The following is a 24,520-nucleotide window of genomic DNA, read 5'->3' as shown; positions in this document are numbered from 1 at the left end:
GGGGTGTGGTTCCTTACTTTTCGAGGGAGTCGAGAGAGGGGCCGAGGATCCAGCTGGCGATCTCTCGGATCGCGCCGTCGCCACCGGGGACGGTGGTGACCGCGCGTGCGGCGCCGCGCACGACGTCGTGGGCGCTCGCGACCGCCACGGGCCAGCCCACGAGGGCGAAGCACGGGAGGTCGTTGACGTCGTTGCCGACGTAGAGCACGCGCTCGGGCGCGATGCCCTGTTCCTCGCACCACTGCTTCAGTGCGAGATCTTTCCGGTCGATGCCGTGGAGGACCGGGAGTTGGAGCTTCCGGGCCCGGGCGGCGACGACCGGGTTCTGCTCCGAGGACAGGATCAGCATCTTCAGGCCGCTCTTGCGGAGGGCCGCGATACCGAGGCCGTCGCCGCGGTGCACGGAGACGAACTCCCGTCCGTCGGAGTCGATCAGCACCCTGTCGTCGGTCTGGGTACCGTCGAAGTCGAGGACGACCGCGTCGATGTCGGCGGCGGTCGGGAGCGTGCCGGGACGGTTGGCGTCGAACAGCGGCGCCAACGCCCTTGCGCGGGCGAGGTCGTGCGGGTCGTCGATCTCAAGGACTCGCGCGGGGTCGGTGCGGACGAGCTCCGTACGGCCGAAGAAGCGGTGCTGGTGCTCGCGGAAGCCGGTGGCGTCCATGGCGTACGCGGCGCCGGTCTCCAGGAGGTCCTGGGGGCGGTCCTGGCGGCGCGGGCGGAAGGACTTGTCGTGGTTGACGCCGTAACCGCCGCTCGTGGCCGTGGTGTTGGCGACCGCCACCGATGATCCGCCCACGGACGCGGTGGACGTGGTGTCGACGGCCGTGGCCTCGTCGTCGGCGTCGCGCCAGATGAAGCCGTGGAAGGCGGCGACGGTGACCGCGGTGTCCGCGCCGTTCTGCACGACGGCGGCCGAGACCCCGTCGATGTCCTCGCGGACGATGAACGGGCTGGTGGCCTGCACGAGCAGGACCACGTCGACCGGCGAGCCGTGCAGGGCCTCGTGGGCGTCCATGGCGTGCAGGACGGCGGCCTCGGAGGTCGCGGTGTCGCCGGCGATGGCGGCGGGGCGCAGGACCACCTCGGCGCCGGCCTGGCGGGCGGCGGCGGCGATCGCCTGGTCGTCCGTGGAGACGACGACGTCGGTGACGAGGCGCGCGGCGCGGCACTCGCGCACGGCACGGGCCACCAGCGGCACACCTCCCACGGGGAGGAGGTTCTTCGCGGGGACCCCCTTGGAGCCGCCACGCGCGGGGATCACCGCGAGCACGCGGCGCACCCGCGCCGCCTGACCCGCTTGGCCGGCTTCCGAGTTGGACATTCGCTGTTCTCCTTGACGAGGAAGGCGAGAGAGGCGTGGGAGGCCCGAGGGGCCCGGGACGCGTGGGTCGGAGTCGCTCACAGTTCGCCCATCCGCCGGATCACCGGGGCCACGCGCTGGACACCGTGGCGGTAGGCGCCACGGGCCGCCCGGCGCACTATCTGGCGTACGGGGCTGGGCTCCTTGTCCGCCGCGGGCGCGCCGGGCAGCGGGGTGCCGTCCGGGCCGAGGTGGTGGCGGGCGAGGATGCCGGGCAGGTAGCCGGGTGCGGTGACGGGCGTGTAGTACGGGGCGAGCGGCGGGAGTTCGGCCGCTTCGAGCAGCTCGGTGATCCTGAACCGTGCCACGTCGAAGGCCGTCTCGTACGACCCGTCGGCGGCGACGCCCTGCCGGGACACCCAGGCCGCGTCGGGCACCGGCTGGTGTCCGTCGTCGAGCTGGTCCCAGGAGGCCAGGCAGCCCGAGCCCACGAAGTGGTGGTTGCCGAGCGCCTCACGCACCCCGAGGTCACTGAGGACGACGGTGGGGATACGGCGGTGCAGCGACTCCAGGGCGGCCGTGGAGCTGATGGTGACCAGCAGGTCGGTGTTGTCGAGGACTTCGCCCATGTGCCCGTACACAAGGCGGAAGTTGGCCGGCGGGTCCAGCTTCTGGACCAGCTTCTGGTAGGGCAACTCCTCGATGTGCGTGGTGTGTTCGCCGGGCTTGGAGCGGAGCTTGAGCAGCACCTCTCGGTCCGGGTGCAGCCGTGCGTGCTGGATCAGGCGGTTCAGCAGGTAGGTGCGGTCCTTGCGGTTCTCCGGTACGGAGGGCTGGGCCGCGAAGACGACGGTGTACGGGTCGTTGCCCTTCTTGTAGGGCTCGCCCCCGAGGAAGGGCAGTGCCACCTCGGTGACCGCCGAGGCGTCGGCGCCCACCCCCTCGTACACGGCTCGGAAACGGTCGGCGTCCTGACGGGAGTTGGCGAGGACGAGGTCCGCGCCGTGCCGCAACAGGAGGCCGTCGGCGAGCTTTTCGTACACGACTCCGACATAGCCGGTGACGACCAGGGGCCGCTCGGCGCGGCCTTCCCAGATTCGTCGCAGGCCGTGCAGCATCGCCTGGACGGCGCCGCCGACCAAAGCGAGGATCACGACGTCGTACGACTCCCGCTCCATGGTGCGCAGGAATTCGACGGCGGTCACCTCACGGATCGAGTCGGCGCGGACACCGACTTCCGCCAGCTGGCGGGCCGTGGGAGTGGCCCGGCCGCGCAGCAGGAATCCGCTCAGCGCAGGGCCGACTTGCGCGTCGCCGCGCGATCCGGCTTCCATTGACGGGCCCGGGGCAATCCGGTCCGCGGTCAGGGCACCCCATTTCCAACGGGTGTCGGAGTCCGCGAGTACCGCGATCCGCAGAGATTTCGATGTACTAGTTGCACTTGGTGGCACACCCAAGACGCTAGGAACCATTTCTTAGATATAACCCAACCTCAACTCAACAAAAAGTTAACAGCACACTTCCCCAAGCCCAACTGGCCCGTCGAAGACCAGGAAGATTACGGAATGCACCGTTCCGACACATCGAGTTCACCCCCCGTACCTGCGCCGGAAAGTTCCGGATCCGGGCAGCCTCATAGGCTCCCTGGCGTGCCAAAGCTCTCCGTCATCGTGCCCTTCTACAACGTCCAGCAGTACGCCCCGGACACCCTCAGAAGCCTGCGCCTGAACGCCCGGCAGGACTTCGAGTTCGTGCTGGTGGACGACCATTCGAAGGATGAAACTCCGGCGATCCTGGAACGGGCGGCCGAAGAACTTTCGGATGTCGCCCAGGTGCGCTATGTCCGCCACAAGGAGAACGGGGGGCTCGCCACCGCGCGCAACACCGGCCTCGACGCGGCCCGGGGCGAGTACCTGACCTTCCTGGACGGCGACGACTGGCTCGCTCCCGGCTATCTCGGTGAACTCGTGTCGGCCATCGAGGGGTTGGGCTGCGACTTCATCCGCACCGACCACGTACAGGCCACCAACCGCGGCCGTACGGTGCACCGGGCCCCGCACGGGCGGCGCAACGAGGTGATGAACCCGCGCGAGGCGATCCTGCCCGTCGACCGGACGACCTCGGTCGACTACGCGTACGCCTGGGCTGGCGCCTATCACCGCAGGCTGCTCGACCGGGGGCTGCTGCACTTCACCGACGGGCTGCGCACGGCCGAGGACCGGCCGTGGATCTGGAAACTGCACCGCGAGGCGGAGTCGTTCGCCGTGGTGAGCCTGCTGGGCGTCTTCTACCGACGTGGAGTCGCTTCCTCACTCACTCAAATCGGTGATGTCCGTCAACTCGATTTCATCCGCGCCTTCGATCAGGTCGTCGAGGAAACCGCGGCGGACCCCGACGCCGACCGGCTGCTGCCCAAGGCGGTGCGGACGTACTGCGCGATCATCGCCCACCACCTCTCCGAGATCGACAAATTCGAACCGGCCGTCGCCAAGCAGCTGCGGTCGATGAGCGCGGCGGCCATAAAGCGGATGCCGCAGGACGCGCTCGGGGACGTACTCGACACCATGGACCTGAGCCGTTCCTCGAAACTGCGGCGGCTGCGGCGCCGGATCACCACTGCGAAGGCGGCCGCCTGATGTCCCGTACGACCCAGATCTTCTGCGCCTCGACGCTGTACGGCGCCGCGACCCTGGCCGCCGCGATCGAGTCCGACCAGTTCACCCCCGCCGACCGCCGTCTGCTCCTGGTGTTCAACAACTCCATGACGCCGGAGACCACCCCCGCCGTCGACGAGATGCCGGGGTTCGCCTCGCTGAGCGACCACTTCGACGGGGTGCTGTCCTGGAACGAGGCCATCCGGCCGTTCCACCCCGGGGCGTGGTCGCCGCGCACCGACGACATCCCGCTGTTCGAGCGGTATCTGCGGCTGCTGTGGGACCTCGGCGACGACCGGGTGGAGCTGGTCCTGGAGTCGATCCAGGTCAGCCCCGCCTTCACGGTGGCGCAGCTGTTCACCGGGGCTCCCATCGACGTCTACGCCGACGGGCTGATGAGCTACGGCCCCACCCGCAACAAGCTCGACCCGCTGGTCGGCACGCGGGTACGGCGGCTGCTGCACCTGGACCTGGTGCCCGGACTGACACCGCTGCTGCTGACCGAGTTCGACGTGCCCGCGGAGGTCGTGCCTTCGGACGCGTTCCTGAAGGTGCTGAGCGGGCTCGGCGGCGCCGTACCGGAGCTGCCAGCGCTGCCCGACAACGCGGCACTCCTGCTCGGCCAGTACCTGTCGGCGCTGAACATCCTCTCCGCGAAGGAGGAGGAGGACCTGCACGTGCGGATGATGCGCGGGGCCGTCGACCGCGGACACCGCACCATCGTGTTCAAGCCGCACCCGACCGCGCCGGCCAGTTACAGCCGCGCACTGGAGACCGAGGCCGCCGAGCTCGGCGTCGAACTCACCGTCCTGAACACGCCGGTGCTCGCCGAGGTGCTGTTCGAGAAGACCCGGCCCGCTCTGGTGGTCGGCTGCTTCTCGACCGCGCTGTTCACGGCCTCCGCGTTCTACGACCTGCCGGTCGCCCGTATCGGTACCGAGCCGATACTGGATCGCCTCACGCCCTACCAGAACAGCAACCGCGTGCCCGTCGCGCTGGCCGACGCGCTGCTGCCCGACCTGGAGGGCAAGAAGGGCAACGACGCCCTCCCCACCGACGAGTTGAACGGTCTGGTCGTCGCGCTCGGGTTCACCATGCAGCCGCAGATCCACCCGGCGCTGCGCCCGGCCACGGAACGCTATCTGTCCCAGCATTTCGGCCCGCGCACCCAGCGCTACTTCAAGCGCCGCCGGCTGACCTCGCTCGGCCTTCCCGGCGGCATCCCGGAGCGGCTGGCTTTCGTGCCCCGCAACTCCACGGCACGCCGAGTGGTGCGGCAGGCGCGTGCGCTGCGCAAGGCGGTACGCCGCTGATCGCAGGCCCGGAAGAGTGGTGCGGTGGGTGGGTGGATCAGCCAGTGATCCACCCACCCACCGTGTGTTGCCGCCCGTATTCCCGGCGCGATCGAACGGCCGCCTCAAATGGGTGAAGGGAGACTATGCATACAACTCACGGACCCGGGGCGTTCATCGTTCCTTAACCAAGCCTCCATAGCTTCCTCCAATGCAGCAAATAGCTTTCTCCATACGCCCGTTCGGGTTTACGGGTGGGTGGAGATGACCCAGCAGGACATACGTCCGCCTGCCCCCGCCGCCTCTCCCGCTCCGGCCGGCGTCACCCTCGCGCCCCTGGACCTGGACCCGGAGCCGGCGAAGAGGCCACTGATCTCCTACGTCCTGCCGGTCTACAACGAACAGGACGGCATCGCCGCCTTCCACACCGAGCTGATCGCCGCGATCGAAGGCCGCCCGGAGCTCGATTTCGAGCTGCTGTACGTCAACGACGGTTCCTCGGACCGTTCGCTCGCCATCCTCAAGGCCCTGTCGAAGAACGACGGGCGCGTCCAGGTGGTCGACTTCGCCCGCAACTTCGGACACCAGGTCGCCATCACCGCGGGCCTCGACCTCGCCCAGGGCGACGCGGTGATCGTCATGGACACCGACCTCCAGGACCCGCCGCGGGTCAGCCTCGAACTGGTCGACGCCTGGCGCGAGGGCGCCGAGATCGTGCACGCGCAGCGCCGCAGCCGGCAGGACACCGCCTTCAAGCGGGCCACCGCGCACCTGTACTACCGCGTCCTGCGCTCCAGCACCGAGGTCGACATCCCGCTGGACACCGGAGACTTCCGGCTGCTCGACCGGCGGGTCGCAGACGAGCTGCGCCGGTACCGCGAGCGCAGCCGCTTCGTGCGCGGCATCGTCGCCTCGATGGGCTACCGGCAGACCACGGTGGCCTTCGACCGCGACGAGCGGTTCGCGGGCGAGACGAAGTACCCGCTGCGCAAGATGGCCCGCCTCGCGGTCGACGGGATGACCAGCTTCTCCACCACACCGCTGAAGATGATCACCCGCCTCGGCTTCGTGGTGCTCGTACTGTCGCTGATCGGCATTCTCTACACGCTGGCCATGAAGTTCTTCCGGCCCGAGGTGACCGTCTCCGGCTGGACGATGCTGATGGTCGTCGTGCTGTTCCTGGGCGGCACCCAGATGCTGTCCCTGGGGGTGCTGGGCAGCTACATAGGGCGCATCTACAGCGAGACGCAGGGACGCCCGCTGTACCTGGTGCGCGAGGTGATCGGACGGCGCAAGGACGAGCGGGACGGACCCGGAACCGGTGATCGCACCGACGAGCGGGACGGTCGCCGTGGCGTCTGACACCACCTCCACGGCCGCACCCGCAGTGACCTTGGACGAGGCCCCGGAGGGCCGCACGCGCACGCTGCGCCAACTGCTGCGCTACACCCTCATCGGCGGCAGCGGCCTCGCGCTCGACCTCGTGGTCTTCCTGCTGCTGCACAACCTCGCCGGGATGGACGAGCAGTTCGCCAACGCGATCAGCACCACCCTCGGCATCGCCAACAACTTCGTCCTGAACGCGCTGTTCACCTTCGAGCGGCGCGACCGGATCGTCGTGCGCTTCCTGCGCTTCTACGCGGTCGGGCTGACCGGCATCGCCCTGACGAACCTGCTCTTCCTCGCCTTCACCGACGCACTGGGGATCGACGCCAACCTCGTCAAGGTCGGCTCGCTCCCGCTGGTCCTGGCGCTTCAGTTCGCGCTCAACAAAAAGTGGAGCTTCGCATGAACCTCGGCATCATCGGCGCGGGTGCCAGCGGCCTGACCGCCGCCTGGGACGCCGTACGCGCCGGCCACCAGGTCACCGTCCTGGAAGCGGCCGGCGAACTCGGCGGTCTCGCCGCGTCGTTGGAGGTGGGCGGCGTCCCGCTGGAGCGCTACTACCACCACATCTTCCGCAGCGACAAGGCCATGATCGGCCTGATCGAGGAGCTGGGGCTCGGTGACGCGCTGCGCTTCCACAAGCCGACCACGGCCATCTTCCGCGGCGACAAGCTGATCAACTTCACCAGCCCGGTCGACATGCTGCGCTTCCCGGAGTTCTCCCCGCTGGACGCGGTGCGGTTCGCCGGTTCCTCCGCGCTGCTGAAGGCAGTGCGCAGCGGTGAGCGGTTCAACGACCTGACCGCGCTGGCCTGGCTGCGCCGCTGGGCGGGCCGCAAAGCGACCGCGGCGATCTGGGAGCCGCTGCTGACCGGCAAGTTCGGCGACCGCGCGGAGCAGGTGTCGATGGCCTGGCTGTGGGCCCGAATCCACTGCCGCACCTTCGAACTCGGTTATGTGGACGGCGGGTTCGAGCGCGTGTACGCGGCGCTGCGGGACGGCGTCGAGGAGTTGGGCGGCAAGGTCGAGTTCGGCAAGGCGGTCGAGTCGATCCGGCAGGATGGTGACGCGGCGCCCGCGGTGGTGACGTGCGCGGACGGCTCGAGTTACGAGTTCGAGCAGCTGATCGTCACCACTCCGCAGCCCGCCTTCGCCAAGGCGGCGGGGCTGCCCGCCGACGACGCCGTGTGGAAGAACCAGTACCTCGGCGCGACCTGCTTCGTCCTGGAGCTGGACCGCAGCGTGATCCCGTACTACTGGCTCAACATCAACGAGCCGGACTTCCCGTTCCTCGCGGTGGTCGAGCACACCCGGATGATCGACCCGTCGGTCTACGGCGGCCGGCACATCCTCTACGTGGGCAACTACGTGGAGCGCGAGGACTGGCGGTTCACGACCGATCCCGCCGAGCTGCTGAAGGCGTTCGTGCCGTATCTGCGGCGGATCAACCCGGACTTCGACGAGTCCTGGATCAAGGACTGGCACTTCTCGAAGGCCGGGTTCGCCCAGCCGGTGGTGACCCCCGAGTACCGCTCGCTGATCCCGCCGCACGACACGCCGATGAGCCGGGTCAAGCTGGTGACGATGGCGCAGATCTACCCGCAGGACCGGGGGCAGAGCTACTCGGTGGCGCTGGCCCGCAAGGTCACCGCCTCGCTCGGCCTGCGCTGAACGGACGCTGGAACGACGCTGCCCCGGCCGGGTGTCACCGGCCGGGGCAGCGGTCTGTCAGGTGCCGCTCCTGCGCTCGCACAGGACCAGCTTGGCCTTGCCGCTCTCGTCGGCGGTCGGGCAGTCGTACTCGGCGGAGATGCGCCGTGCGAGTGCCGGGTCGACCTTGCCCGGCCGGAACCAGTTCCGGTCCAGGACCGCGTACGGGGCGGGGTCGTGGTCGATGCAGTCGGCGTTCTCCTGGAACGACTTCAGCTCGGTGACGTCCGCGAGGAAACGGGTGCGCTGGAGGAACGTGGCGATCGGGTACCGGCACTGCGCCGGGTGGTCGACGAAGTACGCCGCGTCGCCGAAGGCCAGGTACAACACCGGGGCGTCTGCGGGCAGTTGGGCCCGGATCCGGTCCGCCGCCTGCTCGGAGCCCTCCAGGGACTTCAGGTACGCGGCGTTCGTCGTCAGGACCTTGCCGTACTGCACGAGGTGCGGTGAGTCGGGCCAGCTGCTCCCGGCCAGGCACACCACACCGGCCAGGGCGGCCAGCGCGGCCGGCCACACCCCGCGCGCGATCCTCGGCCGCGGGGCGCGCACGCCCGTCGCCCGCACACGTGCCTCCAGCCAGGCGTCCAGGACGGCGGCGAGCAGGGCGACCAGACCCGCGGCCCAGAGGACGTACGGCCGTTGGAGGCCTCTCGGCAGTTCGGTGTACAGCACGGGCAGCGCGCCGTAGAGCAGCGACACTGCGCCGAAGAACCAGGGCGGGGAGCGGCGGGCGCCGCCCACGGCCAGGCCCCACATGGCGGCGGCGATCACGGGCATCTGGGCGCCGTGGTACAGGAACCAGTTGCCCTGCACGACCACGACCGCCTGGGCGCCGAAGCCGATGGTGAGGGCCACCAGGATGAGTTCGGCCCGGCGGCGCCGCCCGCGCACCCGGCACAGCACAAGCAGCAGCGCTCCGGGCAGGAGCAGCAGCACCGGGCTCTCCACGGCGCGGTCGGCGAGGAAGTCCACGGAGCGTTCGACGATGAACCGCGGGTGGATGCCGGTGCGGCCGATCGACGCCTGGTTGAGCTGTGGCATGTCCTCGGTCCACTGCCACTCGTGGGACCCGGCGAGGACACTCAGCGCGAACAGGGCCACCGCGCCGGGCACCGCGACCAGGGCGAGCCGTACGGCCCGGCCCCGGTCGACGGCGTACACGAAGAGCACGCCGATGGCTGCCGAGGCGGCGGTGGAGTACTTCATCATCACCGCGAGCGCCAGGGGCAGCGCGGCGAGCAGCGCCGCCGGCCACGGCTTCGCGGGGCCGAGTGTCGCGGCGACGGCCAGCACCGTCAGTACGACCGCTGCCCACTCCGGCTGGAGGAAGTCGTTGCGGGGGGCGAGCGTCATGGCGAGGCCGACGGCGCCCGCTGTGAGGGCCGCTTCGCGCCCGGTGAGGTGGCGCAGGAGCGCCACGTACAGGGCGTAGGCCGCCGCGGCGGCGAGCAGTACGCCGGCCGCGCCCATGAGTGCCTCGCGCACCATCGTGGTGCCGAAGGTGAGTTGGTCGAGGCCGGCGATGAACCACCGGTAGAAGTAGGGCCGGTGGGTGAAGATCTCCGACGGTGAGTAGCCGGCCTGCTCACCGGTCCGCAGGGCGCCGAGCACGTACTCCAGGTCGCCGGTCAGTCGCCGGGCGACCACGACGTACGCCACGGCCAGCGCGGCCGGCAGCGCGACCACCGGCCACCACAGGGGTGACCGGCGGACGCGCTGCTGCGGCCGTGCTGCTGGTGTGGCGCCGTCGAGGTCATCGGCCAGGGCGGTCGCCACCGGTCAACCGCCCAGGATGATGCGCAGGTCCGAGGCGTTCGCCTCGGTGATCTTCCACAGCTCCTGCTGACGGCCGTGCACGTCGGCGACGGTCGCGGCGTGGTCGGCCAGCAGACCCTGGGCGCGCTCCACGAGCTTGCCGCCGAGGTTCCGGTCGTGCACGGACACGCCCCACTCGGGCCGCTCGATGTCGCTCAGGAAGTACGCCATCTTGGGGTGCGAGATCAGGCTGATGATGGGCGTGCCGCAGCCGAACGGGATCATTCCGGCGTGCCCGCGCATGCCGATGACCAGCTTGGTGCGGGCGTACAGGTCGCGGATCTCGTCGTTCTCGAAGTTGTACATCGGGATGACGGGCATCGAGATGCCGTGCTCGCGGCGCAGGTCGAAGGCGATCTTCTCGTCGTCCAGCGAGTGGGCGGCGCACTGCACCTCGGCGAGCTTCCCGAGGCCCCGTACCGCGTCGGCCATCTGCGCCAGGAAGTAGGCGTAGTCGTGGCCGAAGCGCAGTCCCGCGCGGTCGTAGGCCGCGTTGATGAGGATGGTGTCCTCGCGCTTGGCCGGGTCCTGCCAGTTCGCGACGAGCTGGCGGGTGACCGTGGTGGGACAGGGCTGGAAGCGCACCTTGTCGTGCAGATGGGCGGGGAGCATGGCCCGCACCTTCGCGATGGAGCCGTGGTTGCGCAGTCCGAAGAAGGAGGAGCGCTCCACGAGTTGCTGCAGCGAGGAGCGGAACCGTCCGGCGCGGTAGGACTGTCCGTCGAAGGCGTTGAAGCCCACGGCGAAGACCGCGATCGGCACGTCGATGCGGTTGAGCAGGTCGTCCGGGACGTTCCACTGCCAGGCGCTGTTGCCGTTGGGCATGGTGTCCGGGATGAACAGTCCGCCACCGCCGATGACCAGGCCGCGGCGTTCGTTGACGCGCTTGAGGGCGGCCTCGTCGAACAGCCGGTGGGCGTGCACCGGGTGCCAGCGGCGGGAGCCGGTGTCGGGCCCGAAGGCGAGCCGGACGCTCTCGGGGAGCAGCTTGTCGCCCGCGTTGCCCTGGCGGTCCATGTAGAAGGCGACGTGCGCGAGTTGGTCCTCGGGGGTGCCGAGTTCCTGGGTGGGCACGGAGGCCGCGCGGGTGACCCACATGCGGCTGGCGCGGTGGGTGGGGTCGACGCTGATGCCGGCCGTGGCGTACTTCAGGGCCTCGGCGTTGTCGCCGTGCACCCAGGCCATCTGGGCGAGGCGGGAGTACGCGGTGGCGGCCCGGTTGGGGGCGGCGGTGGCCAGCAGCAGTTCGGCCTTGGCCTCCTCGTAGCGGGAGACGCTCATCAGGGCGTGGCCGAGCGTCTCGTGCGCCCAGGACTCGTCGACCGGGAGCCGCACGCTTTCGAGTACGTCGACGGCGTCCTGGTAGTCACCGGCGGCGATGTGGGCCGCGGCGACCTTGCGGGCGAGTTCCGGGTCCCCGGTGCGGGCGACGTGCGGGGTGCCGAAGTGGACCAGCAGGTCGTGGTGGAGGCCGCCGGAGCGCTCCAGGTAGGCGCCGTGGAACTCGGCGTCGGTGAGCTCGAACTCGCGCCAGCGCGCCTCCGCCTGGCCGTACCCGGCCTCGCCGCCCTGCCAGGGCTTGTGGCGCCCGGTGAAGTGCAGGATCGAGACGTCCTCGGGCACCGGCAGGTCGCCGGACAGCCGCCGCTTGACGTAGTTGTACCGGGCGTCGAGGTGGACGAAGTCACCGTCGAGCACGGCGTTGAGGATGCCCTGGTCGTGCTTGTCGAGCTCGTAGTCACCACTGCGGCCGGTGGCGTCGATCTTCGCGCAGAACTCGTCGCTCAGGTACTCGCGCTGGATGACCAGGAGACCGGAGTTGAGCTTGTGCTGCCCGTAGAAGAACTGCGGTACGGCCGCAAGTCCCTCGCGCAGCTTCAGCAGTTCGCCCAGGTCGCCGAGGACGACCATGTCGGTGTCGAGCGTGATGATCGTATCGTACGCGCGCAGCCGGAAGATGTCGAGGATGAAGTAGGCCTTGCGGACCAGGTAGTTGTCCTGGTCGCCCTTGGCGTACGAGTCGTAGTGCTCGGCGTTGACGCGCTGCAGCACGATGCGCGGGTGCAGGGCGCGGATCTTGGCGATCGAGCCGGGGCGCAGGTCGTCGTAGAGGACGACGAAGTCCTCGCACACGTTCGGGTTCGACAGGGCGAGGCTGCGCAGCAGGACGAGGAAGCCCGGCAGGTAGTTCTCGTCGACGAAGCTCGCGAACGCGATGCGCCGCTTGCCGGTGAGGTCGGCCGCCGAAGCGCCGACGGCCGGGACCGCCGCGGCGGTTCCGGTCAGGGAGGTCGTGGTCATCGCAGGGATATCCTCATGTCGGTCACGCTCTGAGCCCGCTGCATGACCCATTCCTTCTCGCTGGTGTATTCGTGCACGGATGTGATGGCCAGCTTCATGGCTTCCGCGACGCGGTAGGCACCGCTCTCGTAGAAGTCGAAGCCGATCAGGTCGAGGGTCGGGCTGACGTCCAGGAAGTCGAGCAGCCACAGCATGTTGAAGCCGGTGGTCGGGATGCCCGACCACCGGTCCGCGCCGACCTGGCCGATGTTCCGCAGCGGCCAGCGCAGCGTCTCGTCACCGAGGTACTGCTGCGCCCCGGGCACCAGACGGTTGCGCAGCGAGTACTTCCAGTCGCCGGAGATGCCGCCGAAGACGAGCCGGGTGGTCACCGGCTTGTCCCAGTTGAAGCCGTGCTTGTGGATCGTGGTGTGGATGTCGGTACGGCTGCCGGTGTTCTTCGCGTCGATCTTGTACGAGTTGAAGCGCACCACGAGGTCGTACGCGTCGATCTCGGCGCCCATCGAACTGGCGCCGACCCGGCCGGAGTTGGCGATCAGACAGATGGACTTGCCGGCGATCTGGTTGCGGAACTCCCCCAGGGTGAGCCACTGCACGCCGCCGATGGTGGGGTCGAGGACCGGGCCGCGCGCCCGGATCCGGCGCTGTTCGGCGTAGAGCGAGAGCGCTTCGGTGAGCGCGGGGAGTGCGGCGAGGTCGCCGTGGGAGATGCCGGTGCGCAGGTCCAGGTACTGGCTGAGCAGGTCCTGTCGGTCGCTCACCGGGGCGTCCTCGGCGGCCAGCGCGAGCAGCGCGCCGACCAGCAGCGGTTCGGCGCCGGCCCAGTCTCCGGCGTCGTGCCGGGCGAGGCCTTCGGCCCACACCTCGGTGACGGGGCCGCCGGCGAACTCCTGGGCGCGCGGGACCTGGCGCTTGAGGAGCGCGAGGAGTTCCCGCTCCCGCTCCGCAGCGGCACGCATACCGCCGATGCGGGCGGCGACGCCGAACCCGTCGTCGGTGGTGAGCGAGAGGTAGCGCTCGTACGCCTCCAGCGCCTCCGTCTCCTCACCGAGGGCCTCGAGGAGCCGGGCGCGCAGCCGCCAGCCGGCGCGGGAGTTCTTGCGCTCGGCGAGCACAGTGTCGCTGATCACGAGGGCGAGGTTCAGCTCGTCGTCGTAGCCGCACTCCATCGCCTTGTTGGCGACCGCGAGCAGGGCGTCGAGGAGCGCGTTGTCGATCCCGGAGGAGGGGGTCGCCGCGCCCTTGACGGCGCGCTTGAGCAGGGCGGTGGCGCCGCCGCCCGTCGGGGCGGGCGCCGGGCTGCTGGTGGCGGACATGCCCCACGCCACCAGTAGCTTCCTCAGCTGCTCGGCAAGCTCGATACGGCGGCGGTCGAGGCTGCCCACGAGTTTCCCGCTGTGCGCCGCGCAAGCGCGCAAGCAGTCGTCCAGCTCCCCTCCACGCGCACGTGCCCGTCTGTTCTGGACCCTCGTCATGGCACTCCTGATTTTTTGCCAAGCAAATGCTGTGTTCACTGCTGCTGGCTGCCGCTATTCACTGCTGCTGACTGACTGATGGCACGATCTTGCGCACGTTTAGACGCCGGTGGGGCGATGATGAGAAAAATTAGGAAGCTAAAACGACTTCCAGGTGAACTCGTTGGAACCGGGGGGAAAATCGTTGGCCTGTCAACCAGGTCGAGTCTGTGATTCGGACTAACGTGCTGGGACAACCCGCCCACAGGAGCACCCGCGAGGGGATTTTTTCGTGACCAGCATGACCGTCCGCCCGGTGACCGACGTACCCCGGCCGGAGCGGGCGAGGCCCCGGGAGACCCGGCTGCGCGCACTGGACGGGCTGCGGCTGATCGCTGCCCTGATGGTAGCGGCGTACCACTACGGCGGTCGGGGCGGTGACGTCACCAGGGCCTGGGGAAGCTCCGCCGAACGGCAGTTCCCCACCCTCCACGAGTATTTCGCGTACGGCTGTCTCGGCGTCCAGGTCTTCTTCGTGATCAGCGGGTTCGTGATCTGCATGAGCGGCTGGGGCCGGCCGCTGAAGTCGTTCTTCGCGTCCCGCGCCTCCCGGTTGCTGCCCGCCTATTGGGCGGCGGTCGTGCTGGTGACGGTTGTGTTCGCGCTGCCGATGGTCGCCTACCACGCGGTGTCGCCGAGCGACGCACTGGTCAATATGACGATGCTTCAGCAACCCCTGGGTGTGAACCGGGTGCTGGGGGTCTGCTGGACGCTGTGGGCGGAGATCCGGTTCTACGCGCTGTTCGCGCTGTGCGTGGTGCTGCCCGGGGCCACCAGGCAGCGGGTGATCATGTTCTGTGCGGGCTGGACGCTGGCGTATGTGATCGCGCAGGGCGCGCAGATGCCGCTCCTCGACATCGTGTTGATGCCCGAGTACGCGCCGTTCTTCATCGGCGGCGTCGGCCTCTACCTCGTCCACCGCGACCGGCGTGACGTCTACGCCTGGGGCATCGTGGCCGTCAGCTTCCTGATCGGGCAGCACTACGCGGTGCGCGAGCTGTGGAACGCGGCGGACCCGAACGCCTTCGCCCACCGCACCACGTTCGGCATCGTCCTCGTCGTCGCCTTCGGCTTCGTGGCAGTCGCGGCGATCGCGCTGGGCTGGCTGAACTGGGCGAACTGGCGCTGGCTGACGGTCGCGGGCGCCCTGACGTACCCGTTCTACCTGGTCCACGAGCACCTGGGCTGGGTGGCGATAAAGGCCTACCACCAGACCCTGCACATCCCGTCGTACGGCACGTTCCTGCTCACGGTCGCGACCATGCTGCTGCTGGCCTGGCTGATGAACCGGTACGTGGAGAAGCAGCTGACGCCGCGACTGCGTTCCGCGCTGGCCAAGCCCCGGCCCTGAGCCCTTACAGCATCACCGGTCGGCAAAGTCCGATAAAACGCATTTGCCTTCAGGTTCACCTGGTCGTGCGTGTGGATTTCTCTCTCCGCGCAGGCGCGGAAACACTGATCGTCATGACTGCTACACAAGGCGCCATCCGCCCGCCCCATCAGCTCGACGACGTTCCCGGCTGGTTCCCCGTCCTCGACCAGATGCTCTTCGACTGGTGCCTGGACCGGCAGGAAGCCGCTGGGATGCGTGGTGATCTGCTCGAAGTCGGTGTGTACATGGGAAAGAGCGCGATCTTCCTGGGCCGCCACGCACAGGAGGGTGAGCGGTACACGGTCTGCGACCTCTTCGAGGGAGAGGCCCCCGACAACGCCAATCAGGCGGAGTCGACGAAGTCGTACAGCGCACTCACCCGTCGGGCCTTCGAGGAGAACTACCTCTCCTTCCACGACGAGCTGCCCCGCGTCCTGCAGGGCCCCAGCTCCCTGGTGCCGTCCGAAGTCGCCCCCCGCTCCTGCCGGTTCGTGCACATCGACGCCTCACATCTGTACGAGCACGTCCACGGGGACATCGCGGCGGCCCGCGAAGCGCTGCTGCCCGGCGGCATCGTCGTCCTGGACGACTTCCGCTCGGAGCACACGCCCGGCGTCGCCGTGGCCACCTGGGAGGCCGTGCTCAGCAGGGGCCTGCACCCGATCTGCCTGAGCGCCCAGAAGCTGTACGGGACTTGGGACGATCCCGAGCCCGTGCAGGAGGAGCTGCTGGCCATGGCCCGGGAGCGGACGGACTGTCACCTCAGCGTTCAGCACGCGGCCGGGCACCGCATCATCCGCCTCAAGGCCAAGGGCATGCGGGCCCCGGCCTTCCCGCCGTCCCGGCACTTCACCGAGGAACCCGCGACCGTCGCCGCCGAGAACTCCACACCCGTCGCGGCCGAAGCCCCGGCGGAGCCGGAGCCCGCCGCCCAGGCGGACCCGCCCCCCGTCCAGCAGCCCCACCAGGCGTCCCAGGGCCGCCGAAGGCCCGCCCCGGGCCCCGTCCGCCAGGTCCGCCGCATCGCCCTCGACCTGCTGCCGCCGGTCCTCACGCGTGCGATCCGCCGGGCCCGTGCCGCCAGGCGGTCGGCGGCCCACTGAGACGCCCGTGTGCCGCCGCCGGAGCCTCCGACGGCGGCACTCACTTGATCCCGTACCGCGCCCCGACCCCGGCGATCAGCAGGCGCAGCCCTTCCTCGAAGCCCTCCTCGTAGTTCTGGAAGACTTCGGCGCCCGTGGACGCCGCGAGGGGGAAGTCGGCCATGCGGGCGGCGCGCTCCTCGACGTCATAGCCCTCGCGGCGCTCCCCCGGCAGCGGCCAGACGCCCTGCTCCTCGGTGACGAAGCCGAGGGTGAAGTAGAAGGCCGTGGAGGTGGCGCGGACGGCCTGGGGAACGCTGAAGCCCGCGTCCACCAGGGCACGGAGGTTCGCCTCCATCTCGACGGCGTGCTCGATGCCGGTGAAGCGGGTGCCGCTGAACACCTTGGCGCCGTCGCGGTAGCCGAGCAGCGCCGTGCGCAGGCCGCGCTGGCTCACGAGGATCCGTTCCTGCCAGGTGGCGTCCGCGGGGATCCGCGCGTCCGCGACCATCCGGCGGTACATCTCCGTCGCCATCTCGTCGAGCAGGGCCTGTTTGTTCTTGAAGTGCCAGTAGAGGGCCGGGGCCTGGACGTCCAGCTCCCTGGCGATCGTCCGGAGCGTGAGCCCGTCGAGGCCGACCTCGTTGAGGAGCCTCAGGGCCGTCTCGACGACCTGCTTCTTGTCCAGCTTGGGGGATCTCTGACTAGCCACGCTTGACAGTTTAACGCCGTTAAGGGCATGCTCCGAAGCGAGGAACTTAACAGCGTTAAGGAGCTGTCCATGAATACGTACGACACTGACGTACTCGTCATCGGCGCCGGCCCCACCGGGCTCGCGCTCGCCGTGGACCTCGCACGGCGCGGGGCCCGCGCGCTCGTCGTGGAGCGCGCCGACGGGCTCTTCCCCGGTTCGCGCGGCAAGGGTCTGCAGCCCCGCACCCAGGAGGTCTTCGACGACCTCGGCGTGCTCGACGCGGTCCGCGCGGCGGGCGGCCCCTACCCGGTCGGGATGATCTGGCAGGACGGGGAGCGCAAGGGCGAGCACCGGATGTTCGACGAGACCGGGGCGACGGAGGCCGAGCCGTACCACGAGCCGTGGATGCTGCCGCAGTGGCGGACACAGCGGATCCTCTTCGACCGGCTGACGGAGCTCGGCGGAGAGGTCGCGTTCGGGCGGGAGCTGGTGGGGATCGCGCAGGACGCGGACGGGGTGACGGCCTCCTTCGCGGCGGGCACGCCGGTCCGCGCCCGCTACGCCGTCGCAGGCGACGGAGGCCGGTCCACCGTGCGGCGCGTGCTCGGCGTCAGCATGACCGGCGAGACGGTGGACCCGAACCCGATGCTGGTGGCCGACGTCCGCATCACGGGCCTGGACCGCGACAACTGGCATGTCTTCCCGCCGACCGAAGCGGCGGGCTTCATGGCCATCTGCCCGCTCGCGGGGACGGAGGACTTCCAGGTGGCGGCCCAGTTCCCGGAGGGCACCGCCATCGACCTCTCCCTCGACGCCATCCGCAAGGTCGTCGCCACCCGCTCGCACCTCTCCCCCGAGGACGTGACCGAGGTGCGCTGGGCCTCCGACTTCCGGCCCAGGGCCGCGATGGCCGACCGGTTCCGCGAGGGCCGCGTCTTCCTCGCGGGCGACGCCGCGCACGTCCACTCACCCGCGGGCGGGCAGGGTCTCAACACCAGCGTCCAGGACGCGTACAACCTGGGCTGGAAGCTGGGCGCGGTGCTGAACGGCGACGCTCCCGAGTCCCTCCTCGACTCGTACGAGGAGGAGCGGCTGCCCAACGCCGCGGAGATGCTCGGACTGTCCACGCAGGTCCACCGCGGCGAGGTCCGGCGCGGCGAGGCCACACAGCAGCTCGGCCTCGGCTACCGGGGCCGCTCGCTCGCGGTGGAGACCCGGGAGGGCCTGCCGTCCGACGCCCTGCACGCGGGCGACCGCGCACCGGACGGCATCCGAGGCGGCGTACACCTCTTCGACGCGTTCCGGGGTCCGCACTGGACACTGCTCGCGGTCGGCACGGACGTGGACCTGCCGGACCTCGACGGGGCCCGCACGGTCCGGATTCCGGCGTACGAGGCGTACGGGACCGGGGTGTTCCTCATCCGTCCCGACGGTTACGTCGGGTGGGCGGGCGGTACGGCGGAGGGGCTGGCGGAGTACGCGGGTGTTGTGGGCGCCGCCTAGCCCCGCCTACGCGCTCGCGAGCGTCAGCTTCACCGCGAAGCCGAGGAAGAGGGCGCCGGCGGCGGTGGTGGCCCCGGCCGAGAGCCGCTTGCGGCTGCGGAAGGCCGCCGCCAGCTTCGTACCGCTGAAGATCAGCGCGGAGAGGTAGAGGAAGCTCGCCAGCTGGGCGAAGGCGCCGAGGACGACGAAGGAAAGGGCCGGGTAGGCATATCCCGGGTCCACGAACTGCACGAAGAAGGCGACGAAGAACAGGATCGCCTTCGGGTTGAACAGGCTGATGACCAGCGCCCGCCGGAAGGGCCGCTCCTCCGCGTCCGCCACCACGGCCGGGGCCTCCGCCCGCGCCTTCCGGGTCCGCCACATCCCCCACGCGGCCCGCAGCATCCCGATCGCCAGCCAGGTCAGATAACCGGCACCGGCGTACTTCACGATCCCGAAGAGCAGCGCGTTCCCCTGCAGCAACGAGGCGACTCCGGCCGCGGAGAGCGTCATCAGGACGGCGTCTCCGCACCAGACGCCCGCCGCGGCCCGGTAGCCGGTGCGTATACCGCTGCGAGCGGCGACCGACAGCACGTAGATCGAGTTCGGGCCGGGGAGGAGGACGATCAGGACGAGGCCTGCGAGGTAAGTGGGGAGGTCAGTGACACCAAGCATGGGACGGAGTGTCGCACGGGGGTACGACACTCCGCCTTCGTGTTTCGAGGGGCGGTCAGAACGCGTCCGTAGGCACGTAAGTCCCCCAGACCCCGCGCAGCGCGTTGCACACCTCGCCCACCGTCGCGCGGGCGCGCAGGGCGTCCTTCATCGGGTACAGGACGTTGTCCGTACCCTCGGCCGCCTTCTTGAGGTCGGCGAGGGCCGCGTCCACCGCCGACTGGTCCCGCTCCGCCCGCAGCTTCGCGAGCCGTTCCGCCTGCTGGGCCTCGATGGCCGGGTCGACGCGGAGCGGCTCGTAGGGCTCCTCCTCGTCCAGCTTGAAGCGGTTGACGCCGACCACGACCCGCTCGCCGGAGTCGGTCTCCTGGGCGATCCGGTACGCGGAGCGCTCGATCTCACCCTTCTGGAAACCGTTCTCGATGGCGTTCACCGCGCCGCCCAACTCCTCGACCCGGGCCATGAGTTCGACGGCCACGGCCTCCACGTCGTCGGTCATTTTCTCGATGACGTACGAGCCCGCGAAGGGGTCGACCGTCGCCGTCACGTCGGTCTCGTACGCCAGCACCTGCTGCGTACGGAGGGCGAGCCGCGCGCTCTTGTCGGTCGGCAGCGCGATCGCCTCGTCGAAGGAGTTGGTGTGCAGGGACTGCGTGCCGCCGAGCACCGCGCCCAGGCCCTGCACGGCGACGCGCACCAGGTTCACTTCCGGCTGCTGCGCGGTGAGCTGGACGCCCGCCGTCTGGGTGTGGAAGCGCAGCATCAGCGACTTGGGGTTCTTCGCACCGAACTCCTCGCGCATCACCCGGGCCCAAATACGGCGCGCGGCACGGAACTTGGCGACCTCTTCGAGGATCGTCGTACGCGCCACGAAGAAGAAGGACAGGCGCGGGGCGAAGTCGTCGACGTCCATCCCGGCCGCCACCGCGGTGCGCACGTACTCGATGCCGTCCGCCAGCGTGAACGCGATCTCCTGCGCGGGCGAGGCACCCGCCTCCGCCATGTGATAGCCGGAGATCGAGATGGTGTTCCACTTCGGGATCTCGGTCCTGCAGTACTTGAAGATGTCGGCGATCAGCCGGAGGGAGGGCTTGGGCGGGAAGATGTACGTGCCCCGCGCGATGTACTCCTTCAGGACGTCGTTCTGGATCGTGCCCGTCAGCTGGGAGGCGGGCACGCCCTGCTCCTCGCCCACCAGCTGGTACATCAGCAGCAGGAGCGCGGCGGGGGCGTTGATCGTCATCGACGTGGAGACCTTGTCCAGCGGGATCCCGCCGAACAGGATCCGCATGTCGTCGATCGAGTCGATGGCGACCCCGACCTTGCCCACCTCGCCGGACGCGATCGGGGCGTCGGAGTCGTGGCCCATCTGGGTGGGCAGGTCGAAGGCGACCGACAGACCCATCGTGCCGTTGGCGATCAGCTGCTTGTAGCGCGCGTTGGACTCCACGGCCGTGCCGAAACCGGCGTACTGGCGCATCGTCCACGGACGCCCGGTGTACATCGACGGATACACACCACGCGTGAAGGGGAACTCACCCGGCGCGCCCAGCTTCTCCGCGGGATCCCAGCCCGCCAGAGCCTCCGGCCCGTAGACCGGCTCGATGGGCAGTCCGGACTCGGATTCGCGCGCCATTGCTGTGCCTCCCGCTGAAGCTACTCACTAGTAGGAACCGCCTTCGCGACGGACTGTAGCCGCGGCCGTGCGGCCGGTGGAGTGGCCCACGCTGGGACCTTGCTCACAGACCGGCCCACGGCCCTGTTTGATGGGCTTCGCTCTCCACCATGCCGCGTAGTTCGCAACCGGTCATGCGCGGGGAGCATCTCAAGTGACACACGACGGCACGACGGGGGTCCGATGCGTACGACACCACCCATGACGAGGTCGACGAGACCGACGAGGCACGTGAAGCGATCGCTGGCCGTGCTCGTGGTACTCGCCGCGGTCGGCGCGTGCACCGCTCAGGCCGTGGACACGGACGGCAAGCAGCCGCCGCTGGTGCGGATCGACGGCTCGGCGGGCTCCACTCCCAAGCCCAGCGCTTCTGCCTCCCCCACCGACGCGCCCGACGACCCCAAGCCGAGCACCGAGCCCACCCCCGTCCCCGCCGAGGTCCTCTGGTCCCGGGGCGACGAGGGCACCGACGTACGCGAAGTGCAGGCCCGGCTGCGGCAGGTCGCCTGGCTCTTCGACGGGCCGACGGGGACGTACGACGACCTGACCGCCACCGCCGTGAAGGGCTTCCAGGGCAAGCGGGGTCTGCCACGGACCGGAGCCATGGACACCGTCACCTGGCAGCGGCTGCAGAAGATGACGCACGAGCCCGGCAAGTGGGAGCTGTACGCGTACGGCGGGCAGCCCGCCGCGAAGCCGGACTCGCGCTGCATGACGGGGCGCGTGCTGTGCATCAGCAAGACGAGCCGCACACTGCGCTGGATGGTCGACGGCCGGACGGTGTCGACGATGGAGGTGCGGTTCGGCTCGCAGTACACGCCGACCCGCGAAGGTGTGTTCAGCGTCTACTTCAAGTCGCGCTACCACGTGTCGACGCTCTACGACTCGTCCATGCCGTACGCCATGTTCTTCAGCGGCGGCCAGGCCGTGCACTTCTCCACCGACTTCGCGGCCCGCGGCTACTTCGGCGCCTCGCACGGCTGCGTCAACGTCCGGGACGAGGGGAAGATCGCTTCGCTGTTCGCGCAGGTCCGCACGGGTGACAAGGTCGTCGTCTACTGGTGAAACGCGGCGTGTGACACGTGCCGCGGACGGTGAGTGGGGCGCGGGCGGGACCGGGGGAACCTGTCCCGCCCGCGCCGGTGTGCACCGAGCCATGGGTACGGGGGGAACCCCGGCTCAGTGCGACGGCCGATGACCAGTCGGCTCACCCACTACTGCGCCACGGCGGCTGAAAATGTCACACCTGGGGCCGAAGAAAATTCAGGGGAACACGAAATCGCAGGTCAGGTGATGTTTGCCGGGGTCGGGAGGAGCCGGGCCAGGGTGGAGGGGGAGGACGACGAGGGCGATGGGGACTGGGACGCGGAGGGGGACGACGGCGGGGTGAGGATTCCGTCGTTGCCGACGTTGTCGTTGCCGAGGTCGGTTTTGTCGGTGCCATCGTTGTCAGAGGCGCCGGCGCCAAGGTCTCCGCCACCGAGGTCATCGCTGCTTTGAGTGTCGTGGCCGCGATCGTCGTTGCGCCCGTCGTCGTCACGGCCGTCGTCGCTGTCGCCCGTGCCCGGGAGTACGGGGAGCAGCGGGAATATGTGGTTTCCGTCGTCGTCACCACCCCCGTCCTCCGGGTCGGAGTCCTGGTCGGAGCGGGTGTCCGCGCCCGAGCTCGTGTTCCCGGCCGAGTCCTTGGCGTCGTCGCGGCCGTCGTCGCCGGTGTCCGTCCGGTCCAGGATTCCGTTGCAGTACGTCTTCAACCGGCCGTTTCCGCCGGCGGCGTCCTCCAGGACGCTCTTGCGGCCGGCGTCCAGGTCCTTGCCGTCGAGGACGTCTTGGCAGGACGAGCGTGTCTGCCTCCACCACTCGCCGGTACGGCCGGACTCCCCCGCCGCGTCCGAGCCCTGCTGCCCGCTCGTGGCACCGCCGCCCGCCTCGTCCTTCGAGGAGCCGTCGACGGACGGGCCTTCCGTGGTGCCGCCGGGCGCCGGGACCTGGGAGTCGCCGTCGTCCGGGGCGCCCGGCGACGGCGAGGCGACCGGGCGCTCCGGCGTCGCCGCGGCCGTGACCGAGGCGGCGGGGCCGGGCTTGTCCTCACCGAACGGAGTCGGCAGCATTCCGGTTCCGGCCGCGACGGCGACCCCGCCGATCATCCCGGCGGCCAGCGCGGCGGCGAGACCGAGGCGCGTGGGGCGGCCCCAACGGGCCCGGCGACCACCGGAGTCGGGACGTCCCAGACGTACGAGACCGGCGTCGGAGGGGTGGGAGGTGATACGGGAGACGGGGTGCGTACGACCACGCGGGGCGAGCTGTTCCACCTCGCCGTGCCGGTCCGCGCGCACCTTGCGGAACGCGGCCAACGCGGCGGCCTCACCGGGGAGTTCGTCGCTGCTGAGCACGGGTTCGGCGGCCAGCGCGGCGAGTGCCCCGGCGAGCTGGTCCACCTGGTTCCGGGCCTCGGCGTCGACGGCTTCCAGGGGTTCTCCGCGCAGCAGACGCTCGGCGGCGTCGCGGTCCAGCCACCGGCCCGGGGGCCGTGGGTTGTCACCCGGGAAGACACAGCGCTCGTCGGCCATCACATGTCCTTCTGCGTCCGCGAACGCGTATGCGTCACACCGGCGGACGTCACCGCGCGCGTACGCGGTTCTCTTTGTGGGGGTACGGCGCCGAGTGCGCCGGCGGATTCCGGATCGTCGCCGAGCAACTCCGCGAGCCGTTTCAGACCCCGGTGCGCCGCTGTGCGCACCGCGCCGGGGCGCTTGCCGAGCGTCTCGGCCGCGGTCTTGGCGTCGAGGCCGACGACGACGCGCAGCACGACGGCCTCCGCCTGGTCCTGCGGGAGCTGGGAGATGAGCGAGAGGGTGCTGTTGGTGGCCAGGGCCTCGATGGCCTCGCCCGCGGTGTCGGACTCGGCGGCCTTGCCGGTCAGTTCCGTCTCGTCGCCGCCTATGGCGGGGCGGCGCCCGCGCATCCGTATGTGGTCGAGGGCGCGGTTGCGGGCGATGCGGGCGGCCCAGCCGCGGAAGCGGTCGGCGTCCCCGCTGAACCGCTCCAGGTCACGGGCGATCTGCAGCCAGGCCTCGGACGTGACGTCCTCCGCGTCCGGGTCGCCGACCAGCGTCCGTACGTACCCGAGCAGCCGTGGGTGCACCGCGCGGTACACAGTCCGGAACGCGGTCTCGTCCCCGTCCTGTGCCGCAAGCACCGCGGCAGTCAGCTCCGCGTCGTCCCCCAGCACCGCACTCCCTTTGCGCCTAAACCGGCGCCGCTCTCGCGGACCGGGTTGCTCGCCATCGGGGTTGCTCAATTGATGGTTGCGGTCTTAAGGCCCCTCGTGGTTGCGGCTGTCTACCCTCCGCACCCCGGCGCGAATTGCACGTTACGGCGTGAAACCGCTTGGCGTCCATGTTCGTACAACGTGCAACTACGTGGTGACGGAGCGAGGTGTGACAGAAAGCGCAGTCGCGGCGCTGTAGGAAGTACGGGCCGCCGCGCGGCCCGTGCCGCGCGACGGCCGGGGCCTCTCCTGTGGGGGGTGGCGGCCCCGGCCGTTGCCATCGGCGAGGGCGGG

19 protein-coding genes are annotated in these 24,520 nt (G+C 69.9%); 9 read left to right on the top strand and 10 right to left on the bottom strand.

Annotated elements, in window-relative coordinates; genetic code table 11:
- Nucleotides 1-13: 13 nt before the first annotated feature.
- Nucleotides 14-1,324 carry an N-acylneuraminate cytidylyltransferase gene (locus OG219_RS30140; protein WP_266831708.1) on the bottom strand — a complete coding sequence of 437 codons (1,311 nt, stop codon included), beginning with the start codon at nucleotides 1,322-1,324 and terminating at the stop codon, nucleotides 14-16.
- A gap of 77 nt (nucleotides 1,325-1,401) precedes the next feature.
- The gene (locus OG219_RS30135; protein ID WP_266831706.1) at nucleotides 1,402-2,754 is read right to left on the bottom strand and encodes a DUF6716 putative glycosyltransferase; all 1,353 of its coding nucleotides are present in this window, start codon (nucleotides 2,752-2,754) and stop codon (nucleotides 1,402-1,404) included.
- A gap of 198 nt (nucleotides 2,755-2,952) precedes the next feature.
- Here OG219_RS30135 and OG219_RS30130 point away from each other — a divergent pair, with 198 nt between their 5' ends.
- The 5 genes from OG219_RS30130 to OG219_RS30110 all read left to right on the top strand — a co-directional run bounded on the left by OG219_RS30130 (nucleotide 2,953) and on the right by OG219_RS30110 (nucleotide 8,306).
- Nucleotides 2,953-3,939 (top strand): glycosyltransferase family 2 protein, encoded by a 987-nt coding sequence (locus OG219_RS30130; RefSeq protein ID WP_266831704.1) that lies wholly within the window; start codon nucleotides 2,953-2,955, stop codon nucleotides 3,937-3,939.
- Complete coding sequence (locus OG219_RS30125) at nucleotides 3,939-5,270, top strand: alpha-2,8-polysialyltransferase family protein (RefSeq protein ID WP_266831702.1); 1,332 nt, start codon at nucleotides 3,939-3,941, stop codon at nucleotides 5,268-5,270. The genes OG219_RS30130 and OG219_RS30125 overlap by 1 nt, the downstream gene beginning before the upstream one ends.
- Before the next feature lie 243 nt (nucleotides 5,271-5,513).
- Nucleotides 5,514-6,611: a glycosyltransferase family 2 protein gene (locus OG219_RS30120; protein ID WP_266831700.1), complete on the top strand. Its 1,098-nt coding sequence runs from the start codon at nucleotides 5,514-5,516 to the stop codon at nucleotides 6,609-6,611.
- The gene (locus tag OG219_RS30115) at nucleotides 6,601-7,041 is read left to right on the top strand and encodes a GtrA family protein (RefSeq protein ID WP_266831698.1); all 441 of its coding nucleotides are present in this window, start codon (nucleotides 6,601-6,603) and stop codon (nucleotides 7,039-7,041) included. Before OG219_RS30120 ends, OG219_RS30115 begins: the two co-directional genes overlap by 11 nt.
- Nucleotides 7,038-8,306: an NAD(P)/FAD-dependent oxidoreductase gene (locus OG219_RS30110; RefSeq protein WP_266831696.1), complete on the top strand. Its 1,269-nt coding sequence runs from the start codon at nucleotides 7,038-7,040 to the stop codon at nucleotides 8,304-8,306. Before OG219_RS30115 ends, OG219_RS30110 begins: the two co-directional genes overlap by 4 nt.
- Before the next feature lie 57 nt (nucleotides 8,307-8,363).
- Here OG219_RS30110 and OG219_RS30105 read toward each other — a convergent pair whose 3' ends face one another.
- The 3 genes from OG219_RS30105 to OG219_RS30095 are packed head-to-tail and all read right to left on the bottom strand — an operon-like array spanning nucleotide 8,364 to nucleotide 13,846.
- Nucleotides 8,364-10,121 carry a hypothetical protein gene (locus tag OG219_RS30105; protein WP_266831694.1) on the bottom strand — a complete coding sequence of 586 codons (1,758 nt, stop codon included), beginning with the start codon at nucleotides 10,119-10,121 and terminating at the stop codon, nucleotides 8,364-8,366.
- Between the two features lie 3 nt (nucleotides 10,122-10,124).
- Nucleotides 10,125-12,461: a glycosyltransferase gene (locus tag OG219_RS30100; RefSeq protein WP_266831692.1), complete on the bottom strand. Its 2,337-nt coding sequence runs from the start codon at nucleotides 12,459-12,461 to the stop codon at nucleotides 10,125-10,127.
- Entirely contained in the window at nucleotides 12,458-13,846 is a 1,389-nt protein-coding gene (locus OG219_RS30095) for a glycosyltransferase family 29 protein (RefSeq protein WP_266831690.1), read from the bottom strand. The genes OG219_RS30100 and OG219_RS30095 overlap by 4 nt, the downstream gene beginning before the upstream one ends.
- 370 nt (nucleotides 13,847-14,216) lie before the next feature.
- On the opposite strand from OG219_RS30095, the gene OG219_RS30090 reads away from it, so the two are divergent.
- Both OG219_RS30090 and OG219_RS30085 read left to right on the top strand, forming a co-directional pair.
- Nucleotides 14,217-15,326: an acyltransferase gene (locus OG219_RS30090; RefSeq protein ID WP_266836279.1), complete on the top strand. Its 1,110-nt coding sequence runs from the start codon at nucleotides 14,217-14,219 to the stop codon at nucleotides 15,324-15,326.
- A gap of 113 nt (nucleotides 15,327-15,439) precedes the next feature.
- Complete coding sequence (locus OG219_RS30085) at nucleotides 15,440-16,450, top strand: class I SAM-dependent methyltransferase (RefSeq protein WP_266831688.1); 1,011 nt, start codon at nucleotides 15,440-15,442, stop codon at nucleotides 16,448-16,450.
- A gap of 40 nt (nucleotides 16,451-16,490) precedes the next feature.
- Here the strand turns inward: OG219_RS30085 and OG219_RS30080 are convergent, their stop codons facing one another.
- Nucleotides 16,491-17,141, bottom strand: coding sequence for a TetR/AcrR family transcriptional regulator C-terminal domain-containing protein (locus OG219_RS30080; protein WP_266831686.1), 651 nt, complete (start codon nucleotides 17,139-17,141; stop codon nucleotides 16,491-16,493).
- A 27-nt stretch (nucleotides 17,142-17,168) separates the two neighbouring features.
- Here OG219_RS30080 and OG219_RS30075 point away from each other — a divergent pair, with 27 nt between their 5' ends.
- The gene (locus tag OG219_RS30075; protein WP_266831684.1) at nucleotides 17,169-18,626 is read left to right on the top strand and encodes an FAD-dependent oxidoreductase; all 1,458 of its coding nucleotides are present in this window, start codon (nucleotides 17,169-17,171) and stop codon (nucleotides 18,624-18,626) included.
- A 6-nt stretch (nucleotides 18,627-18,632) separates the two neighbouring features.
- Here the strand turns inward: OG219_RS30075 and leuE are convergent, their stop codons facing one another.
- Both leuE and OG219_RS30065 read right to left on the bottom strand, forming a co-directional pair.
- The gene (gene leuE, locus OG219_RS30070) at nucleotides 18,633-19,280 is read right to left on the bottom strand and encodes a leucine efflux protein LeuE (RefSeq protein WP_266831682.1); all 648 of its coding nucleotides are present in this window, start codon (nucleotides 19,278-19,280) and stop codon (nucleotides 18,633-18,635) included.
- A 55-nt stretch (nucleotides 19,281-19,335) separates the two neighbouring features.
- Nucleotides 19,336-20,916: a methylmalonyl-CoA mutase gene (locus tag OG219_RS30065; RefSeq protein ID WP_266831680.1), complete on the bottom strand. Its 1,581-nt coding sequence runs from the start codon at nucleotides 20,914-20,916 to the stop codon at nucleotides 19,336-19,338.
- A 240-nt stretch (nucleotides 20,917-21,156) separates the two neighbouring features.
- On the opposite strand from OG219_RS30065, the gene OG219_RS30060 reads away from it, so the two are divergent.
- A complete protein-coding gene (locus tag OG219_RS30060; RefSeq protein ID WP_266831678.1) occupies nucleotides 21,157-22,020 on the top strand; it encodes a L,D-transpeptidase family protein in 864 nt (287 codons plus the stop codon).
- A gap of 221 nt (nucleotides 22,021-22,241) precedes the next feature.
- Here OG219_RS30060 and OG219_RS30055 read toward each other — a convergent pair whose 3' ends face one another.
- Nucleotides 22,242-23,525: a hypothetical protein gene (locus OG219_RS30055; protein ID WP_266831676.1), complete on the bottom strand. Its 1,284-nt coding sequence runs from the start codon at nucleotides 23,523-23,525 to the stop codon at nucleotides 22,242-22,244.
- The gene (locus OG219_RS30050; protein WP_266831674.1) at nucleotides 23,525-24,187 is read right to left on the bottom strand and encodes an RNA polymerase sigma factor; all 663 of its coding nucleotides are present in this window, start codon (nucleotides 24,185-24,187) and stop codon (nucleotides 23,525-23,527) included. Before OG219_RS30050 ends, OG219_RS30055 begins: the two co-directional genes overlap by 1 nt.
- Nucleotides 24,188-24,520: the final 333 nt, after the last annotated feature.

This window comes from Streptomyces sp. NBC_00038 (assembly GCF_026343635.1).
GTDB lineage: Bacteria > Actinomycetota > Actinomycetes > Streptomycetales > Streptomycetaceae > Streptomyces.
This window is presented reverse-complemented; position numbering and strand designations above follow the sequence as displayed.

Coding starts and splice junctions, on each gene's coding strand:
- OG219_RS30065 (WP_266831680.1), bottom strand. CDS start 20,916: ATGGCGCGCGAATCCGAGTCCGGACTGCCCATCGAGCCGGTCTACGGG.
- OG219_RS30055 (WP_266831676.1), bottom strand. CDS start 23,525: ATGGCCGACGAGCGCTGTGTCTTCCCGGGTGACAACCCACGGCCCCCG.
- OG219_RS30090 (WP_266836279.1), top strand. CDS start 14,217: ATGACCGTCCGCCCGGTGACCGACGTACCCCGGCCGGAGCGGGCGAGG.
- OG219_RS30085 (WP_266831688.1), top strand. CDS start 15,440: ATGACTGCTACACAAGGCGCCATCCGCCCGCCCCATCAGCTCGACGAC.
- OG219_RS30100 (WP_266831692.1), bottom strand. CDS start 12,461: ATGACCACGACCTCCCTGACCGGAACCGCCGCGGCGGTCCCGGCCGTC.
- OG219_RS30125 (WP_266831702.1), top strand. CDS start 3,939: ATGTCCCGTACGACCCAGATCTTCTGCGCCTCGACGCTGTACGGCGCC.
- OG219_RS30120 (WP_266831700.1), top strand. CDS start 5,514: ATGACCCAGCAGGACATACGTCCGCCTGCCCCCGCCGCCTCTCCCGCT.
- OG219_RS30060 (WP_266831678.1), top strand. CDS start 21,157: ATGACGAGGTCGACGAGACCGACGAGGCACGTGAAGCGATCGCTGGCC.
- OG219_RS30110 (WP_266831696.1), top strand. CDS start 7,038: ATGAACCTCGGCATCATCGGCGCGGGTGCCAGCGGCCTGACCGCCGCC.
- leuE (WP_266831682.1), bottom strand. CDS start 19,280: ATGCTTGGTGTCACTGACCTCCCCACTTACCTCGCAGGCCTCGTCCTG.
- OG219_RS30075 (WP_266831684.1), top strand. CDS start 17,169: ATGCTCCGAAGCGAGGAACTTAACAGCGTTAAGGAGCTGTCCATGAAT.
- OG219_RS30140 (WP_266831708.1), bottom strand. CDS start 1,324: ATGTCCAACTCGGAAGCCGGCCAAGCGGGTCAGGCGGCGCGGGTGCGC.